Below are 17,840 nucleotides of genomic sequence, written 5' to 3'. Positions count from 1 at the left end.
CGCCCGGGTGCGCCCCGACGATCGCCGCTCAGCCAGCCCTTCCAGACAGGAGAGAACGATGACCTCGTCCGACACCACCACCACAGGCGCCCCCCGATCGAGCGGGCGCATCGGCCTCTGGCTGATCGGGGCCCGGGGCAGCGTCGCCACCACGGCCGCCGTGGGCCTGCACGCCATCGCCGCCGGAGCCGCGCCCAGCTCGGGCTGCGCCACCGCGACCCCCGCCTTCGAGGACGTCCCGCTCGCCGGGTTCGCCGACATCGTCATCGGCGGCCACGACGTCTCGCCGACCCCGCTGCTCGAGAGGGCCACGGGCCTCGCGGCCGGCGGCATGTTCCCGACCTCGGTCGTCGCCGAGGTGGCCGACCGGATCGACGCGACCGACGCCGAGATCCGCCTCGCCCCCTCCGACGCCGCGTCGCAGCAGGAGGAGATCGACCGCCGGGCCGCCGACATCGTCGTCTTCCGCGAGCGCCACGGCCTCGCCCGGGTCGTCGTGATCGACGTCGCCTCGACCGAGGTGCTGCCGGCCGACCGTCCCGAGTTCCACGACCTCGCCGCTCTGCGCGCCGCCCTGGCGCGTCCGGGCGAGCGCCTCCTGCCGCCGAGCTCGATCGCCGCCCTCTCGGCCGTCGTCGCGGGCGCGGCCTACGCCTGCTTCACTCCCTCGACCGCGCTGGCCCTGCCGGCCCTGGAGGAGTGGGCCGCCGAGGCCGGGATCCCGATCGCCGGCCAGGACGGCAAGACGGGGGAGACCCTGCTCCGCAGCGTGCTCGCGCCGATGTTCACGGCGCGCGGGATGCGCGTGCTCTCGTGGGCGGGGGCGAACCTCCTCGGCGGCGGCGACGGGCAGACCCTCGCCGACCCGGAGGCGGTGCGCTCGAAGCTCGTCTCGAAGAACCGCGGACTCCGCAGCCTCCTCGGCGACGACGTCGTCACTCCGCTCCACATCGACAACGTCCCGGACCTCGGCGACGTCAAGACCGCCTGGGACCACGTGCACGCGGAGGGCTTCCTCGGCTCGCGGATCACGGTGCAGACGATCTGGTCGGCGTACGACTCGGCCCTCGCGGCGCCGCTGATCCTCGACCTCGCCCGCCTGCTGGCGCTCGCGGACGAGGCCGGCGTCTCGGGCCCGGTCGGCGAGCTCGGCTTCTTCTTCAAGGACCCGTGGGGCAGCGACGTGCACGGCTTCGCCGAGCAGACCGCGGAGCTGGTGGCCTGGTCCGCCCGCACCGGCGCGCTCGTCGCCGAGCGCCGCACCCCGGTGACGAGCGGGACGCGGAGCGATGGCTGAGCTGCGCGACTACCTCGAGCTCGTCCGCGCGAAGGCCGCGCTCACCGTGATCGGCGACACCGTCGCGGGCGGAGCGTGGGCGGGCCGCGGAATGGGAGCGCGCACGGTCGCGCTCCCGCTGTCCTCGGCGCTGCTCTACTCGGCGGGCATGGCGCTCAACGACTACGCGGACGCCGAGCTCGACGCCCGGGAGCGGCCCGAGCGGCCGATCCCCTCGGGGCGCATCCAGCGCTCGGCGGCGCTGGGCACGGCGGCCGCGCTGACCGCGGCGGGGATCGTCGTGGCGGCCGTCGTGGACGGGCGGCGCTCGCTCGCGCTCTCGCTGCCGCTCGCGGCCGGGATCTGGTCGTACGACCTGCTCGCGAAGCCGACTCCGCTGGGCCCGGTCGTGATGGCGGCCTGCCGCGGTCTCGACGTGCTGCTCGGCGCGGGCGTCGACGGCGTGCGCGCGGCGGCCCCCGCCTCCGCCGCCGTGGCCGCGCACACGCTCGGCGTCACCGTGCTCTCGCGCGGCGAGGTGCACGGCACCACCCCGGTCGCGGCGGGAGCGGTCTCGGCCGGCACCGCGGCGATCGCGCTGTCCACCGCGGCCGGCGCTCTGGCCGAGCGCCGGGCCGCCCCCGCCGCGGTCGTCGCCGCGGGCCTCGGGCGCTGGCTCCTGCTCGTGCTCACCGCGCAGCTGCAGGCCGTGCGGACGCCGACGGCCGCGGCCGCGCGGACGGCCACCCGCGCGGGCATCACCGGGATGATCCCGCTGCAGGCCGCGCTCGCCGGTCTGAAGCGTCCCGAGCTGGGGGCGGCGCTGCTCGCGCTCGACGCGCTCGGCTCCCTCCTGCTCCGCCGCCCGCGGACGGCGGACATCACATGAGCGCCACCGGACCCGTCCTCGGCTACGGCACCAACGGCTTCGCCGACCACACCCTCGACGACGCGCTCACGGTGATCCACGCCGCGGGGTACCGCGCCGTCGCGCTCACCCTCGGGCACCCGCACCTCGATCCCTTCGCAGCCGACTGGCGCGAGCGGACGCTGGCGCTCCGGTCGCGGCTCGACGAGCTGGGCCTGCGCGTGGTCGTCGAGACGGGCGCGCGGTACCTGCTCGACCCGTTCGCGAAGCACCGCCCCACGCTGGTCGACGAGGAGGCCGGCCCCCGGGTCCGCTTCCTCGAGCGCGCGATCGAGATCGCCGCGCTGCTGGGCGCCGACGCCGTCTCCCTCTGGTCGGGGGTCGTGCCGGCGGGCGTCGATGCGGCCGCGGCCTGGCGGCTGCTCGTCGAGCGGATGCGCGGCGTCGTCGCGACGGCCGAGCGCCACGGCGTGCGGCTGGCCGTCGAGCCCGAGCCGGGGATGCTGGTGGAGACGGTGGCCGACGCGCTGCTGCTGCGCCGCGAGCTCGGCGACCCGGAGTCGGTCGGGCTGACGGTCGACCTCGGCCACTGCGTCGTGGTGGAGCCGGACGGCGTGGTCGGAGCCCTCCGCAGCGCCGGGGACCTGCTGCTGAACGTGCAGGTCGACGACATGCTCCCGGAGCGGCACGAGCACCTCGAGCTCGGCACCGGATCGCTCGACCTCGCGGCCGCCTTCGCGACCCTCGCCGAGATCGGCTACCGCGGGATCGCCGCCGTCGAGCTGCCCCGGCACTCGCACGACGCGCCCCGCCTGGCCGTGGCGAGCCTCGCGGCGATGGAGGAGGCGCTCGGCGGCGCCTCCTCGCACGCCGAGCACCCGTGGACCGCGGCCGCCCGCTCCGCCGTCCTCGAGCGCCCGTCGCGGATCGAGCGCTTCTTCCCCGCCGCGGGCCGCGAGGCCGGACGCGAGCCGCTCCGGCCCGCCGAGGACCCGCACGGCCTCGTCCACGGCACGCACGACGACGCGGCCCGCGCCGCCCTGGTGCAGGCCGCCGCGCAGGCGCTCGGCGACGATGACCTGGCCGCTCTCCTCCTCCGCCTCTACCGGGGCGGGGACGGCGCCGAGCGCCGCGGAGTGCTGGCCGGGCTGAACGCCCTCGGCGACCCGGGACCGGCGACGACCCTCGCCGGCCTCGAGCTGACCGCCGACGCCCTGCGCGCCAACGACACCCGGCTCGTCGCCGCGGCGATGGGCTCCTTCGCCCGCCGCCACCTCGACGCGCACGCCTGGCGGCACGGGGTGCTCAAGCTCGTCTTCCTCGGCGTCCCGCTCGCGGCGGTCGCCGGGCTGGAGGAGCGCAGCGACGCCGAGCTGCGCGCGATGGCCGGCCGCTTCGCCGACGAGCGCCGCGCGGCCGGGCGCCCGCTCCCGGACGATCTGGCGGTGCTCCTGCCGAGCTGACCGCCCCCGAACGCCGCCCCGACCGCGGGGCACCACCACCGATGAGAAAGGCGCGACGATGCGCATCTTCGACCCGCACATCCACATGACCTCCCGCACCACCGACGACTACCAGGCGATGTTCGACGCCGGCGTCCGCGCGGTCGTCGAACCCTCCTTCTGGCTCGGCCAGCCGCGCACGAACGTCGGCTCGTTCACGGACTACTTCGACGCCCTGATCGGCTGGGAGCGCTTCCGCGCCGCGCAGTTCGGCATCCGCCACCACTGCACCATCGGGCTCAACCCGAAGGAGGCGAACGACCCGCGCTGCCGGGCGGTCCTGCCCGAGCTCGACCGCTACCTCGCCAAGGACGGCGTCGTCGCGGTCGGCGAGACCGGCTACGACTCGCTCACCCCCGAGGAGGACCAGGTCTTCCGCCAGCAGCTCGAGCTCGCCGGCGAGCACGGCCTCCCCGCGATGGTGCACACGCCGCACCGCGACAAGGAGTCGGGCACCCGCCGCACCCTCGAGGTCGTCGCCGACTCGGGGCTCGAGCCCGGGCGGGTCCTCGTCGACCACCTCAACGAGGTCACCGTCGACGCGGTCCGCGACTCCGGCTGCTGGATGGGCTTCTCCATCTACCCCGACACGAAGATGGACGAGACCCGCCTGGTGACGCTGGTCGAGCGGATCGGGCTGGACCGCGTGCTGGTCAACTCCGCAGCCGACTGGGGCCGCTCCGACCCGCTCACGACCGCGAAGACCGGCCGCCTCCTCCTCGTCGCCGGCTTCAGCGCGGGCGACGTGGACCGGCTGCTCTGGCAGAACCCGGTCGAGTTCTACGGGCAGAGCGGACGCCTGGACCTCTCGCCCGTCGCGGGCTTCGACGTGCAGGAGTCGGCCGGCCGCACCTTCGAGGGCAACTCCGTGCTCCGGGGCGCGCCGCGCGTGGCGGAGGTCGTGTGATGCACCTCTCCTACTGCACCAACGTCCATCCCGCCGAGGACCTGGCCGGAGTCGTCCGCCAGCTCGACGTCTACGCCGGACCCGCGCGCGTGGCCGCCGGGCTCGCCCTGGTCGGAGTCGGCCTGTGGATCCCGCGTGACCTCGCGGCCCGCCTGGTCGCCAGCGCCGAGGACCGCGCCGTCCTCCGCGCGGCCCTGCAGCGCAACGGCCTGGAGGTGCGCACGCTCAACGCGTTCCCGTACGCCGCGTTCCACGCCGAGGTCGTGAAGCTCGACGTCTACCGCCCCGACTGGACCACGCCGGAGCGCCTGCAGTACACGATCGACTGCGCGCGGATCCTGGCCGACCTGCTGCCCGCCGGCGCCGACGGCAGCATCTCGACGCTGCCGCTGGGCTGGCGCGAGGGCTGGGGGCGGGAGCAGGACGAGGCCGCCTGCCGGAACCTCGCCCGGCTCGTCGAGGAGCTGCGCGACCTGCGCCGCTCCACGGGCCACGCGATCCGCCTGGCGATCGAGCCCGAGCCCGGCTGCATCCTCGACACCGTGGACGACGTCGTCGACTGGCTGCACCCGCGCATCGGAGTGGTCGACCCGGCGTACGTGGGCGTGTGCCTCGACACCTGCCACCTCGCCGTCTCCTTCGCCGACCCGGCCTCGGCCGTCCGCCGCATCCGCGACGCGGGCCTGCGCGTGGTCAAGGTGCAGGCCTCGGCCGCGCTCCACCTGGAGGACCCCTCGGGCCGCGCCGCGCTCACCCCGTTCGTCGAGAAGCGCTACCTGCACCAGACCCGCGAGAACGGGATCGACGGAGTGCTCCGCGTCGACGACCTGCCCGAGGCGCTGGACACGCTCCCCGGCACCGGCCCGTGGCGCGTGCACTTCCACGTGCCGCTGCACCACCGGCCGGAGGCGCCGCTCTCGGCGACCACGGCCGTCCTGGCGGAGGCGGTCTCGGCGGTCGACGCCGCCTGGCCGTACGACGAGATCCACCTCGACGTCGAGACCTACACCTGGTCGGTGCTCGCCGACGCCCCGAGCGACCTCTCGACGGGCATCGGCGCCGAGCTCGCCTGGGCGGCCGCGCACCTGCTCACGCCCGCCTCCCGAGAGGCGCTGCTGGCGCCCCTCCTCCCGCAGGCGGCGGCGCTGTGAGGCCCGTGCTGCTGCTCGACGTGGTCGGGCTGACCTCGACGGCGCTCGCCGACATGCCCCGCCTCTCGCGGCTGGCCCGCGCGGGCGGGCGCCTGCCGCTGGACACGGTCCTGCCCGCGGTCACCTGCAGCGTGCAGTCGACCATGCTCACCGGCTCGATGCCCGCGCAGCACGGGATCGTCGGCAACGGCTGGTACTTCCGCGACCTCGGCGAGGTGCACCTGTGGCGCCAGCACAACCGCCTGGTCACGGGGGAGAAGGTCTGGGAGACCGCGCGCCGGCTGAGCGGGGAGCCGTACCGCGCGGCCAACATCGGCTGGTGGTACGCGATGGGGGCGACGACCGACGTCACCGTCACTCCGCGCCCGATCTACCACGCCGACGGCCGCAAGTCGCCGGACGCGTACGTGCGCCCGCCGGCGCTGCACGACGAGCTGGTCTCGCGCTTCGGCGCCTTCCCGCTGTTCCAGTACTGGGGGCCGACCGCGTCGCTCCGCTCGACCCAGTGGATGGTCGACGCGACCCGGCATGTGCTGGCGGGCGACGGCTCCGGCCCGCCCGAGCTGACCACGGCGTACCTGCCGCACCTCGACTACGACCTCCAGCGCTTCGGACCGGACTCGCCCGAGGCGCGCCGGGCCGCGTCGGAGCTCGACGTGGTGCTCGCTCCGCTGCTCGACGACGCGGAGGCGCTGGGCGCGTCGGTGATCGTGGTCGCCGAGTACGGGATCGCCGACGCCGACACTCCGGTCGACGTGAACCGGGCGCTCCGCCGCGAGGGCCTGCTCGAGGTCTACGTGCAGGACGGCCGCGAGCAGCTGGACCCGTGGACGTCGCGCGCGTTCGCCGTCGCCGACCACCAGGTCGCGCACGTCTACGTGCAGGACGCGGCGGACCTGCCGCGGGTGCGCTCGATCCTCGAGGGGCTCGACGGCGTCGACGAGGTGCTCGACCGGGAGGCGCAGGCCCGCTACGGCCTCGACCACGAGCGCTCGGGCGAGTTCGTCGTGGTCGCCCGGCCGGGGGCGTGGTTCACCTACTACTACTGGCTCGACGACGACCGCGCGCCCGACTTCGCCCGCGGCGTCGACATCCACCGCAAGCCCGGCTACGACCCGGCCGAGCTCTTCTTCGATCCGGCCGACCCGCTGGTGAAGGCGAAGGCGGCGGGCAACCTGGCCAAGAAGGCACTGGGGCTGCGCTACGCGATGAACCTGGTGCCCCTGGACGCGTCGCTCGTGCGCGGCACGCACGGGAGGCTGCCGTCCTCGTCGTCGGACACTCCGCTCGTGCTGGCCTCGGACGCGGACCTGCTGCCGGCCGGAGCCGCGTCGCTCCCGGCCACCGCGGTGCGCGACCTGGTGCTCGCGGCGCACGGCCCGGCCCTCGCGAAGGAGGCGTCGGCGCTCGCGCGCTGAGGGAGGGGACGCCCGGCGGCCTGCGCCCGTGTACGGGCCGTCGGGCGTCGGGGGCTCAGCCGAGGTCGCCGCGGACCTCGCGAGCTCAGGCGAACTCGCCGCGGTCCGACGCGAGCTCAGGCGAGCTCGCCGCGGACCGCAGCGGGCTCAGGTCCTCGCCGCGGACCCAGCCGGGCGGCCGGGCGGCTCAGCGCGGCACGAGCCCGGTGAGCCGCGCCGTCAGCCGCTCGACGGGGCCCGCACCGAGGAACCGCCACCACAGCACGGCGGCCGCGCACAGCCCGAGCACGAGGGCGAGAGCGGCGAGCGGAGTGTCGGCGGAGTAGCCGAGGCCCGCCCGCGCGAGCGCCGCGACGAGAGCCACCTGCAGCACGTAGACCGAGAGCGCGAGCGTGCCGATCGCCCGGAGCGGCACCAGCAGCCGCTGGACAGCGGGGGAGCGCGACGTGGTCGACAGCACCACCGCGACGTAGGCCAGGAGCACGAGCCCGAGGTCGTGCAGGGTGTCCGGGAGGCTGCCGGAGGGCGACTCCACGCCGAGCAGGAGCGCGACCAGCGGCCGCACCGGATACGCGACGACCGCGACCGCCGCGAGCACCGGCAGCAGCCGGTCCCGCTGCGCGCCGTGCCGCAGCAGCAGGGCTCCGAGGAGGAAGAAGGGGAGCAGGTTGGTCGCGCGGTAGCTCGGCCCGCTGAAGAGCCAGAGGGCGAGCGGAGAGCCGGATGCGGCGGCGGCGACCGCGGCGTTCACGGGCCCGGCGGCGAGCGCGAGCACAGCGGCCAGCGCGGCGATCGTCCGGGAGCGGAGGAGCAGCAGCGGCGTGCCGAGCACGAGCACGACGCCGAGGTACTGCAGCACGATCGCGATCCAGCTGCCCCAGGTCTCGAGCCAGACGCCGAGCGCCACGAGCACCGCGCCGCGGATCGCGTTCCGCAGCAGCACCCGCCCGGGCGAGGCACCGGGCCGCGCGAGCACCAGGGCCGCCGACATCCCCATCACCAGCGCGAACAGCGGCGACGCGAGATCGTTGACGTTCCACGCCAGGAACCCGACCACTCCCGTGCGCGCGCTCGGCACGAGCGGCATCGCGTGCGCGACGAGCATGGCAGCCACCGCCACTCCGCGCAGCACGTCGGGGGCGACCAGTCGGTCGTGCCGGAGTCGCGGAGCCGTCGCAGTCATCCCGCGAGAGTAGGCGCGCCCCCGCCGCCGCGCCCCGCGCGAGCGCACCTCGCGCCACCGGCCGCCCGCCGGGCCGTCGGCCGGGGCGCCACCCGCTCCGCCGACGTGCGCTGCTGTCCGCTCCCCTCCGTCGGCCGGGGCCTCCGGCCGCCCGCTCCCAGCCGTCGCTGACCGGCCGCGGCGCCGCCCGCTCCGCCGACGGGCGCTGCTGTCCGCTCCGCTCCGTCGGCCCGGCCTCCGGCCGCCCGCTCCGATCCGTCGCTGACGGCCCGTTCCGTCCTCCCGCACGGGCCGTTCGTGACGGATCGACGCCCGGCGCCCTCCGGCAGGCCCGCGCTCGCTCCGCGGGCGGCGCCCAGTCGCGCCCGGCCCGCTCCGATCCGTCGCGGACGGCCCGTCCTGCGCTCCTCCGCAGGCCGTGAGCGACGGATCAGCGCCCGCCCGCGCCGCCGCCTCGCGCGGATCCCCGCCGCAATGCCCCGTCCGTGCCCTCGGCCTGCTCCGATGCGGCACGAACGGCTCCTTCCGTCCTCCCGAAGCGACCGTTCGCGACCCCTCGGCGCCCGTTCGTCCGTACGCGCGCCCGCGCCGCCGCCTCGCGCTCGGCGCCGCCGCGACGTCCCGGCCTGCTCCGATGCGTCGCGAACGGCTCCTTCCGTCCTCCCGAAGCAACCGTTCGTGACCCCTCGGCGCCCACTCGTCCGTACGCGCGCCCGCGCCGCCGCCTCGCGCTCGGCACCGCCGCGACGTCCCGGCCTCGCATCGGCCTGCTCCGATGCGTCACGAACGGCTCCTTCCTCCCTCCCGAAGCGACCGATCGTGACCCCTCGGCGCCCGCCCGCGAGCGGCCTGCACTCGGCCCGCACCGAGCACGACCGGGCATGCTGGGCGGATGACCGACGCCGCCCCGTCCCCCGACCGCCCGCGCCGCGCCCGCAGCCAGCACGTGCTCACCGTGCTGCGGACCGAGCGCCTCACCGGTCACCTGGTCCGCGTGCACCTCGGCGGCGACGGGCTCGACGCGTTCCTCGCCGAGTCCGACCCCGAGCGCCTCGCCGCGACCGACCGCTACGTGAAGCTCCTGCTCCCGCCGCGCGGCTCCGACCTCCAGCCGCCCTTCGACCTCGACGCGCTCCGGGCGAGCGTCGCCCCCGAGCAGCTGCCCGTGCGCCGCACCTACACCGTCCGCTCGGTCGACCTCGAGCGGCGCTCGATCGCCGTCGACTTCGTCGTGCATGGCGACGAAGGGGTGGCGGGACCGTGGGCGCTCGCCGCGGCTCCCGGCGACCGGATCGCGCTCTCCGCGCCCGGTGGCGCCTGGTCGCCGAGCGCCGACCCCGAGGCCGTGCACCTGCTGCTCGGCGACGACTCCGCTCTGCCGGCGATCGCCTCCGCCCTCGAGGGGATGTCCGCGCACGCGCGCGGCCTGGTCCTGATCGAGGTGGACTCGGCCGCCGACGAGCTCGCGCTTCCCGCTCCGGCCGGAGTGGAGGTGCGCTGGCTGCACCGCGGCGGTCTCGAGGCCGGCCGGGCGCTGGTCGCGGCCGTCCGGGCCGAGCCGAGGCCCGAGGGCGTGCTCGAGGTCTTCGCGCACGGCGAGCGCACCGCGATGAAGCAGCTGCGGGCCCTCCTGCAGGACGAGTGGGGCGTGGAGCGCCGGGCGCTCTCGCTCTCGGCCTACTGGGCTCTCGGCCGCGCCGAGGACCGCTTCCAGGCCGAGAAGCGCGAGCCGGTCGGCGCGATCTTCGCCGACTGACGCGGGAGCGCACTCCGTCCGCACACCTCCGGGAAGGGACCAGCCTCGGACCCACCTCTACTCCGGTCCCCACGACAGGACCGTCCGATGGCGGTCCGGCCCTGCGAGCCTCGCGCCCGCCGCCCCCGCCGTTCTGCGGGCTGCTCGACCGACACGATGAGGAGAGCCCCCGTGGGAGTGCTGATCTTCGGCGCCTGGCGGCGCCGGATCGAGTTCGAGGACCGGACGCTCGCGAACGTGCGGATCGCCGTGCGCGCGCGGATGGAGCAGGGGCAGCCGTTCCGCTTGACCTGGAGGACGCTGCAGGAGTCGGAGCCGCGCTCGCACGCGATCCTCGTGCAGCCGAACGCGGTGCTGGAATACCGCTTCGATCATCCCCGTCTGCACGCCGTGAATCGCCTTTGGCTGCGCGAGCTCCTCACCCCCGCGTCCGGGCGCGACATGGTCGTCGCCGCTGAGCCCGAGCAGGCGCCGCTCCTCGGTGACGACCGTCCGTCCCCGGTTCCCGAGGGAGGGCTCGCGGCCTAGTCGGAGCGGAGCCCCTCACTGCCGAGCGAGGCCGACCGGGAGCCCGCCCGCGAGGGCGGCGGCGGATCCGAAGAGCAGCGCCCCCACCCCGCCCAGGGCGGTGGCGACGACGGTGTTCAGCACGGCTCCGACGAGCGCGAAGCCCAGCACGTTCGGCAGCGAGAGGATCGCGTCGAGGTCGATCTGATCGCCGACGACCTGCCCGAGGAGCGTGTCGGCCTGAGTGAAGAGGTCCGAGTGCACGAGCAGCGGATGGGCGACCAGGACGGCGACGAGGCCGAGTATCGCGAGCGCGAGGCCGAGCAGGAACGAGAGCTTCACGGCCGACCAGAAGTCGACGTGCACGAGCGCGAGGCGGAGCGGAGCCTGATCGCCGGCCGGCTTCCCGGAGCCGGTCATCGGGCGTCAGCGGCGCGCTGGACGACGTCGACGACGACGAGGGCTGAGGCGGCGGCGAGGGCGAGGGCGCGGTTCACGAAGGTCTCCTTGGGCGGGACGGGCGCCGGGAGCAGAGGCTCGGCGGCGTTCTGCCAGAGTCCCGGGCCGGAGGAGTCCGGTGCGTCGTCCGGGAGTCGCGTCCGGTGCGCCTCGGGGATGACCGCGCGTCCGCTGCTCCCTCCGACAGCCCGCCACCCGCCGAGGGCCCCTCCTCTCCGGCGTGCGGTCGATGCGGATCGCCGCCTGCCGCTCGCAGGACCTCCCCCGCGCGGTGGATCCTGCCCGGACACGGAGCGCCGCGCAGGACGCCGCGGCCACCGCCCCAGCGGGACTCCCGCCGACACGGATGTTGCATCGCCGCCGCAGCCGGACATGTACCTGTGACTCCGCGAAAGGGGAACCATGAGCATCCGCTCCCGAGACGACTTCTCCGAGCTGTACCGCGCCCACTTCGACGACCTGCTCCGCTTCGTCCGCCGCCGCGCTCCCGCCGCGACGGTCGACGACATCGTCGGCGAGACCTTCCTCGCCGCCTGGCGTCGCCGGCAGGACCTGCCGGAGAACGTGCGGCCCTGGCTGTTCGGCACCGCCCGGCACGCGATCCTCAACGCCGCCCGCGGCGAGAACCGCCGGCAGGCGCTGGCCGTGCGGATCGGGACCCTCGCCCCGGAGGAGCAGGCCGACCCGTCGGTCGGCGACCGCCTCGACCTGGAGAGCGCGTGGAAGCGGCTGCCCCTCGCCGAGCAGGAGGCTCTGGCCCTCCACGTGTGGGAGGACCTCCCGCAGGCCGAGGCGGCGCAGGTGCTCGGCTGCTCCCGGGCCGCCTACGCGATGCGGCTCACCCGCGCGAAGCGGCGGCTGGCGGCGCTGCTCGCCCCCCTCGACTCCACGCTCCTCTCCGGCACGGCAGAACGGACCCTCTCATGACCGACCAGCTCCTCGACCTGCTCCGCGCGCACGACGCCGAGCCCCGCACCCCTCTCTCCGCTGCCGAGGCCGCACGTCGGGACGCGCTCCTCGGCGAGATCCTGGTCAGCGAGGACGCGGCCGCTCCCCGTTTCTTCCGCCCCCGCGACTGGGCCGTCGCCGGCGCGGCGACCGTGCTCCTGGCCGCCGCAGCCGCAGCCGCGGTGATCGTCGTGGTCCCGGGTCTCATCCCCGGCACCGGCTCCGTCGGGCTGAACCGCGCGGTGCTCGCCTCCTGGACCGCGATCCCCGAGCGCCTCCTGCCGAGCTCCGAGCTCGGGCAGTCGGCGACGCAGTGGTGTGCGACGAACCTGCAGAGCCCCAACGGCGAGGCCGGGCCGGCGGAGGTCTCGCACCTCGACGCGCGCGGCGACGCCGCCTCGATGATCTACCGCTTCGACGACTCCCTCTACTACTGCCTCAGCGCCGGGAACGGCGCGGGGATGTGGGAGGTGGCGGACGCCGCACCGGCCGGCCCCCTCGCCGCGGACGCCGTCCAGCTCAGCTCGGCCGGCACCTTCGGAGAGGGGGACGCCGCTCTGATCTACGCGGTCGGCTTCGCGGGCGCGGACGTGGAATCGGTGGTGCTGAACGAGGCCGGCGTCGAGCCGGTCGTCGCGACCCTCGAGGGCGGCTCCTGGACCGCCTGGTGGCCCTCGTCCGACGGTCTCGCCGCCGGGCCCGCCGGCACGGTCACGATCACCACCCGGGACGGCTCGAGCCGCGAGGTCCCCGTCGACTCCCTCTACCGCCCGTGAGCGGGCCGCGGCACTCCCGTTCGGACGGGCCGGAGCAGGAGGGGACGGGTGCGCGCGTCCTGTCCACGCGCTTCACCGACGTCCACTACCTCGACGAGGGACCGGAGGACGGCACTCCGCTCGTGCTCGTGCACGGCTTCCCCGACGTCCCCGCCACCTGGGACGGCGTCCTGGAGCTGCCTTCCCCCGGGCTCCGGGTGGTGCGCCCCTTCCTGCGCACCCGCGCCTCCCGTGACGCGCTAGAGCGTCTGCGGCCGCGGACGGTCCGTGCCCACCCCGCGGACGCTCCTGCTGGAGGCCGCGAGGAGCGAGGCGACGAGGACGACCGCGGCGCAGCCGAGCAGGGTGCGGTCGAGCCCGACGAGGTCGGCGAGCGGGCCCACGAGCGCCTCCCCGAGCGGCACGGCGAGGAAGGAGCCGACCATGTCGTAGGAGTAGACCCGGGCGAGCGCCTCGCGGGGGACGTGGGTCTGCAGCGACTGGTCCCAGGCGATGGCGAAGATCTCGAGCGCGACTCCGCCGAGGGCGAAGGCGAGGAGGAGGGCGGGGAGCGCCGGGAGGATCCCGAGGGCGGCGACCGGGACGGCCGTCACCGCCATGAGGGCGACGCCCGCCCCGAGCGCCCGGCGGGGCCGCCAGCGCAGCGCGATCACGGCCCCGATCACCAGGCCGACGGTCTGCGCGGCGATCACGAGTCCCCATGCCGCTCGGCCGAAGGACCGGTCGGCGACGACCGGGCCGAGGACCGTGGTCGCGCCGACGAACGCGGCGTTGACGGCGGTGAACTGCGCCACGACGATCCACACCCAGCGCCGGCTCGTGAACTCCCGCCACCCTTCGCGGAGGTCGGCGAGGACGGAGGCGCCCGGGCCCGAGCGGACCGTCCGCGGCAGCCGCACACGGGAGTAGAGGACGGCGGCCAGGGCGAAGCCCGCGGCGTCGACCGCCAGCCCCCACCCGGGACCCACCAGTGCGACGAGCGCGGCCCCGCCCGAGGCGCCGACGATGCTCCCGGCGTTCAGGCCCAGGCGGAGCAGGGCGTTGGCCGGGCGGAGCTCGCCGACCGGCACCGTCTCGGGGACGAGGGCGGCCGCGGCGGGCAGGCTCATCGCCGCGACGGCGCCGTTGAGCACGCTGAGCACGACCAGGGCCAGGACGGTCGCCGTCCCCGTGATCACCGTCACGGCGACCGCGGCCTGAGTGGCCGCCGCCGCGAGCGAGGTGCCGACGAGGATCACGGAGCGGGGGAGCCGGTCGGCGAGGACGCCGCCGAGCAGCAGGACGGCGACGTTGGCGAGGGAGCGCGCGGCGACGACGAGTCCGAGGTCCGTCGGCGAGCCCGTCAGGTCCAGCACGGCGAAGGCCAGGGCGATCGGAGCGACGGCGTTGCCGAGGACGCCGGTCGTGCGGGCGGCGAGGAGCCAGCGGAAGGGGCCGTGCGCGAGAGGACCGTGCGCCATCGGCCCGCGCCCGTCGCGGGTCACGGCCGGCGGAGCGGGAACATGGCGGTCGTCATCGACACCGGCGCGGTCCCGGGCGTCCTCGGCGGCCGGGCCGCCGCGTGCAGCAGCGCGGACGCCTCCCCGACGTGCCGCACCACCCGCCGCCAGACCTCGGGGTCGACCCAGAGCTCCGCGTCCGTCGAGAGCTGAGGACCGTCCGCCCGGCTCGACGAGCGCCGCCGGAGCTCCTCGATCAGGGCCTCGAGGTGCAGGTCCCGCTCCTCCTCCGGCCCGGCGTCCACTGACGCGGTCACGTCGAAGGGCCTTCCGGAGGCCTCGTGCCGGTACCTCTTCGCCTCGCCGCCCCGCAGGCGCACGGTCTCGACGACGGCCACGAGCCCGGCGCGCTCCAGCACGCGGAAGTGGTAGCTCGCCGTCGCCTGCGACAGCTGCAGCTCGCGGGCGGCCTCCGCGGCGCTCATCGCCGCTCCCGTCACCAGGGACAGCAGGCGGAGGCGGATCGGATGCGCGGTGGCGCGCAGCTCGTCGAGAGAGGACATGCGGCCATGGTGACCGGCGGCTCCCGCACCGTCAAACAGGGCTTTGGGGGTGGGGCGGCGCTCATCGGGCCGCTCCGGTGCACATCGGGCGGCGCTCGCCGGGCCGCTCTGACGAGCGATCCGGAGGGCCCACCGCTCTCCCCAGCGATCAGGGATCGGGGCCCGGAGTCGTCCTCCGGGCCCCGTCGCTCAGACCTGGGCGGTGCCGCTGTCCTCGACCGGGCCGGACGCGTCCGACTCCTCGGTGATCTCGGTGTCGGTCTCGTCGGCGCGGTCGCGGAGCGCTTCGGCCATCGCGCCGGCGCCCTCGGCTCCGTGGTCGTGCTCGACCTGGTCGATCAGGCCGCCGAGCTTCTCGTCGTTGCTGGCGTCCTCGGCTCCGTCCATCACGGGGCTGTTCTGCTCGTTGTCGCTCATGGCGCTCCTCCTGGGTCGACCGGCCTCTGCGCCGGTGGTCCGACGCTACGCGCGCGGCCCGTGCGGTGCAGGTGATCGACGGGAATCGGCCGGTCCGCTATCGGGGTGCCGAGCGACGTTCCCGGTCATCCCCGAGTCGAGCGAATATCGCTTTCCACCCTCCGGAGAAGTGAGCGGATATCGCCTGTCGAATGAGCCGCTATCGCTTTCCGGCGAGGTGAACAGTTCTCTCAGAGAAGTGCCCCTCGGGGACCCTCCCTGCTATGATCGGGCGACTTCTGCACCAGGGACCGGGGGGTCGTTCTCGGCGGACGATCGATCATCCACACGCCTGTTATCTCGATCATCACCAGTGAAGGCGCGTATGGCTTCGTATCTCTTCGTCTGCTCCGGCGGCGGACATCTCAAGGAGATGTTCGCCCTCTCGGGGCTCCTCGGAGTCGACCCGGAGGAGCAGCACTGGGCGACCGTCGACAGCGCCCTCAGCCGCACCCTCCTCGCCGACCGGCGCGTGACCCACCTCGCCGATCCGCCGCCCCGCGCCGTGGTGCCGGTGCTCCGCAACGCGATGATCGGCCGCTCCCTGCTGGCCCGCGGGTCCTTCGACGCCGTCTTCAGCACCGGCGCCAGCCCCGCCCTCTCCTTCCTGCCGCTCGCGGCCTCGCGCGGCATCCCCGCGCACTACATCGAGAGCGCCGCCCGCGTGCTCGGCCCGTCGATGACCGGTCGGATCCTCGCCCGGGTCCCCGCCGTCTCGACCTACACCCAGTACCGCTCCTGGGCCGACGACCGCTGGAGCTTCGGCGGCTCGATCTTCGACACCTACCGCGTCGAGGACGTCGTCCCGCAGCCGATCCGCCGCGCCGTGGTCTCGGTCGGCACGCAGGACGGCTACCCGTTCCCCCGCTTCTTCGCCGCGCTCGCGCCGCTGCTCGAGGGCGTGGAGGTGCTCTGGCAGACCGGAGCGAACGACGTCTCCGGGCTCGGGATCGACGGCCGCCACTCCGTGCCGCACGACGAGCTCAACGCCGCGATGAAGGCGGCCGACGTCGTCATCGCGCACGGGGGAGTGGGCACCGCGCTCAGCGCCATCGAGCAGGGCCGGGTGCCGATCCTGGTTCCGCGCCGCGCCTCGTTCGGCGAGCACGTCGACGACCACCAGGTGCAGATCGCCACGCGCCTGGCCGACTCCGGCCTCGCGGTCACCGTCGACATCGAGGGCCTCTCCCGCGAGACGCTCGAACTCGCCGCGGCGAGGCGGGTCGTCTCCGCCGATTCCGCCGTGCCCTTCGTGGTGCACGAGACGGCCGAGAAGTCCTCGGGCCTCTCCCGCCGACTCTTCCCCTCCTCCCGCTGATCCCCGCCCGAGCGACCAGACGTGATGAGAACGACATCCACGCGTCATCCGCGGCCCGTACACTCTCGAATGGGTTGGGGGGCCGGACGTCACTTCATGTGCGTCGAATTCGGAATGGTCGGCCGACTCGACACTGATGGCGAAAGCTCCGAAGGATTCTCGATATGACTGACACCCCGCGCGGCCTCTCGCGCCGCCTCCTGCTCGCCGCCTCCGCTGTCGGAGCCGCCGCGACCGCCTCCGCTCTCGTAGCGACCCCGGCGCTCGCCGCGCCGAACTACAGCGTGATCCCGAGGCTCCCGGGCGAGGTCTCGCGCCTCGACACCAAGTTCTCGAAGAGCGGCAACAAGCCCTACGAGATCATCGATGTGAAGATCGGCAGCGACTCCACCCGCCTCTTCGTCCCGCACTCGGCGAAGCCGAAATCAGGCTCTTCGGTGCCGGTCGCCTGGTTCTACCACGCCAGCGGCAGCAGCTTCAGGGCGCTCGACAAGGCCTACTTCTACTCGGCCGATCCGCTCGTCGACCTGGGCTTCGTCAGCATCTGCCCGGACTTCGGCGGCCCGAGCAACTACACCAACCCCACGGCGCTCGCCGTGCAGACGGCCGCCACAGCCTGGGTGCAGAGCCTCTGGAACGTCCGCGGGAGCTTCCTCCGCTCGAACTCCGGCGGCGGCGCGATGATGTGCTGGGCCTACGCGAAGAAGATGGTGCCGAACATCTACGGGGCCTACCACGCCAGCAGCGTCTTCGACGTCGAGGACCTCGCGGCGCGCGACGACAGCCAGCCGAACCGCGTCCTCGCGGTGTACGGCGGAGACCGGGCGCTGATGCGCGCGACCAACCCCGCCCGGCTGCCGCAGTCCGCCTGGCAGGGCATGCGTCTGCGCGTCAGCGCCGGCACGGCCGACCAGCTCGCTCCTGCCGAGCTGCACGGCGGACGCCTCCGCCGCCTCGCGCTCCCCGTCGCCAAGGAGGCGACGATCGCCTACCACAACAGCGCCGGCTACGAGGGCGGCCATGTCGTCCCGGACTTCACCAACAAGGACTCGGTCGGGACCTTCCGCCGCTGGCTCCAGGAGGGCCCCGCCTGATCCGCGGCAGGACCGACGCGACCCCTCCTCCCCGGGGGTCGGCGCCAGGGTCGAGCAGTGGAGGAGGAGGGCACGGCATCGCAGGCGTCCCAGCCGCCGAGAGGCGGCTCGCGAGGGCATCGCGATCCTCATCGAGGCCGACGGGACCACTCCCGTGAGTGCCGCACCGCCCGCCCCCTCCTCCACCACTCCGCTCCGACGCCAGAAGGACTCCCTGAC

General features: G+C 75.0%; 17 protein-coding genes. 12 read left to right on the top strand and 5 right to left on the bottom strand.

Annotated features, from left to right (window positions below):
- Window positions 1-58 precede the first annotated feature (58 nt).
- Genes C5C54_RS08335 through C5C54_RS08310 form a run of 6 tightly spaced genes read left to right on the top strand, consistent with a single transcriptional unit; the run spans window position 59 to window position 7,122 of the window.
- Window positions 59-1,297, top strand: a complete 1,239-nt coding sequence (locus C5C54_RS08335; RefSeq protein WP_104288125.1) for an inositol-3-phosphate synthase — start codon at window positions 59-61, stop codon at window positions 1,295-1,297.
- Window positions 1,290-2,165, top strand: coding sequence for an SCO3242 family prenyltransferase (locus C5C54_RS08330; RefSeq protein WP_219812172.1), 876 nt, complete (start codon window positions 1,290-1,292; stop codon window positions 2,163-2,165). The genes C5C54_RS08335 and C5C54_RS08330 overlap by 8 nt, the downstream gene beginning before the upstream one ends.
- Complete coding sequence (locus C5C54_RS08325) at window positions 2,162-3,607, top strand: EboA domain-containing protein (protein WP_104288124.1); 1,446 nt, start codon at window positions 2,162-2,164, stop codon at window positions 3,605-3,607. The genes C5C54_RS08330 and C5C54_RS08325 overlap by 4 nt, the downstream gene beginning before the upstream one ends.
- Before the next feature lie 58 nt (window positions 3,608-3,665).
- The gene (locus C5C54_RS08320; RefSeq protein ID WP_104222466.1) at window positions 3,666-4,553 is read left to right on the top strand and encodes a TatD family hydrolase; all 888 of its coding nucleotides are present in this window, start codon (window positions 3,666-3,668) and stop codon (window positions 4,551-4,553) included.
- Window positions 4,553-5,704, top strand: coding sequence for a metabolite traffic protein EboE (gene eboE, locus C5C54_RS08315; RefSeq protein WP_104226604.1), 1,152 nt, complete (start codon window positions 4,553-4,555; stop codon window positions 5,702-5,704). The genes C5C54_RS08320 and eboE overlap by 1 nt, the downstream gene beginning before the upstream one ends.
- Entirely contained in the window at window positions 5,701-7,122 is a 1,422-nt protein-coding gene (locus tag C5C54_RS08310; protein ID WP_104260663.1) for an alkaline phosphatase family protein, read from the top strand. The genes eboE and C5C54_RS08310 overlap by 4 nt, the downstream gene beginning before the upstream one ends.
- A 187-nt stretch (window positions 7,123-7,309) precedes the next feature.
- On the opposite strand, the gene C5C54_RS08305 is transcribed toward C5C54_RS08310, so the two are convergent.
- The gene (locus C5C54_RS08305; RefSeq protein ID WP_104263225.1) at window positions 7,310-8,305 is read right to left on the bottom strand and encodes a DUF418 domain-containing protein; all 996 of its coding nucleotides are present in this window, start codon (window positions 8,303-8,305) and stop codon (window positions 7,310-7,312) included.
- 892 nt (window positions 8,306-9,197) lie between these two features.
- Between C5C54_RS08305 and C5C54_RS08300 the strand changes: the two genes are divergently transcribed.
- Both C5C54_RS08300 and C5C54_RS08295 read left to right on the top strand, forming a co-directional pair.
- A complete protein-coding gene (locus C5C54_RS08300) occupies window positions 9,198-10,061 on the top strand; it encodes a siderophore-interacting protein (RefSeq protein ID WP_104267453.1) in 864 nt (287 codons plus the stop codon).
- A 171-nt stretch (window positions 10,062-10,232) separates the two neighbouring features.
- Window positions 10,233-10,589: a hypothetical protein gene (locus C5C54_RS08295; protein WP_104226608.1), complete on the top strand. Its 357-nt coding sequence runs from the start codon at window positions 10,233-10,235 to the stop codon at window positions 10,587-10,589.
- Between the two features lie 15 nt (window positions 10,590-10,604).
- Here C5C54_RS08295 and C5C54_RS08290 read toward each other — a convergent pair whose 3' ends face one another.
- Window positions 10,605-10,988 (bottom strand): DUF3566 domain-containing protein, encoded by a 384-nt coding sequence (locus C5C54_RS08290; protein ID WP_104269484.1) that lies wholly within the window; start codon window positions 10,986-10,988, stop codon window positions 10,605-10,607.
- A gap of 441 nt (window positions 10,989-11,429) precedes the next feature.
- On the opposite strand from C5C54_RS08290, the gene C5C54_RS08285 reads away from it, so the two are divergent.
- A complete protein-coding gene (locus C5C54_RS08285) occupies window positions 11,430-11,954 on the top strand; it encodes an RNA polymerase sigma factor (RefSeq protein ID WP_104263229.1) in 525 nt (174 codons plus the stop codon).
- Entirely contained in the window at window positions 11,951-12,751 is an 801-nt protein-coding gene (locus tag C5C54_RS08280; RefSeq protein ID WP_104269485.1) for a hypothetical protein, read from the top strand. Before C5C54_RS08285 ends, C5C54_RS08280 begins: the two co-directional genes overlap by 4 nt.
- Before the next feature lie 239 nt (window positions 12,752-12,990).
- On the opposite strand, the gene C5C54_RS08275 is transcribed toward C5C54_RS08280, so the two are convergent.
- The 3 genes from C5C54_RS08275 to C5C54_RS08265 form a co-directional block, all read right to left on the bottom strand.
- Window positions 12,991-14,211, bottom strand: coding sequence for an MFS transporter (locus C5C54_RS08275; RefSeq protein WP_104288173.1), 1,221 nt, complete (start codon window positions 14,209-14,211; stop codon window positions 12,991-12,993).
- 20 nt (window positions 14,212-14,231) lie between these two features.
- On the bottom strand, window positions 14,232-14,753 hold the full coding sequence (locus C5C54_RS08270; RefSeq protein ID WP_104222473.1) for a helix-turn-helix domain-containing protein: 522 nt from the start codon (window positions 14,751-14,753) through the stop codon (window positions 14,232-14,234).
- Window positions 14,754-14,942: 189 nt separating this feature from the next.
- Entirely contained in the window at window positions 14,943-15,170 is a 228-nt protein-coding gene (locus tag C5C54_RS08265) for a hypothetical protein (protein WP_104288123.1), read from the bottom strand.
- A gap of 364 nt (window positions 15,171-15,534) precedes the next feature.
- Here C5C54_RS08265 and C5C54_RS08260 point away from each other — a divergent pair, with 364 nt between their 5' ends.
- Both C5C54_RS08260 and C5C54_RS08255 read left to right on the top strand, forming a co-directional pair.
- Window positions 15,535-16,527, top strand: coding sequence for a glycosyltransferase (locus tag C5C54_RS08260; RefSeq protein ID WP_104260670.1), 993 nt, complete (start codon window positions 15,535-15,537; stop codon window positions 16,525-16,527).
- A gap of 164 nt (window positions 16,528-16,691) precedes the next feature.
- Window positions 16,692-17,621, top strand: coding sequence for a S9 family peptidase (locus tag C5C54_RS08255; protein ID WP_104226614.1), 930 nt, complete (start codon window positions 16,692-16,694; stop codon window positions 17,619-17,621).
- Window positions 17,622-17,840 lie beyond the last annotated feature (219 nt).

Origin of the sequence: Rathayibacter sp. AY1F2 (assembly GCF_002930885.1) — a bacterium.
Classification (GTDB): Bacteria; Actinomycetota; Actinomycetes; order Actinomycetales; family Microbacteriaceae; genus Rathayibacter.
Note: the sequence above shows the minus strand (reverse complement) of the source record. Positions and strands in the feature narration are given on the sequence as shown.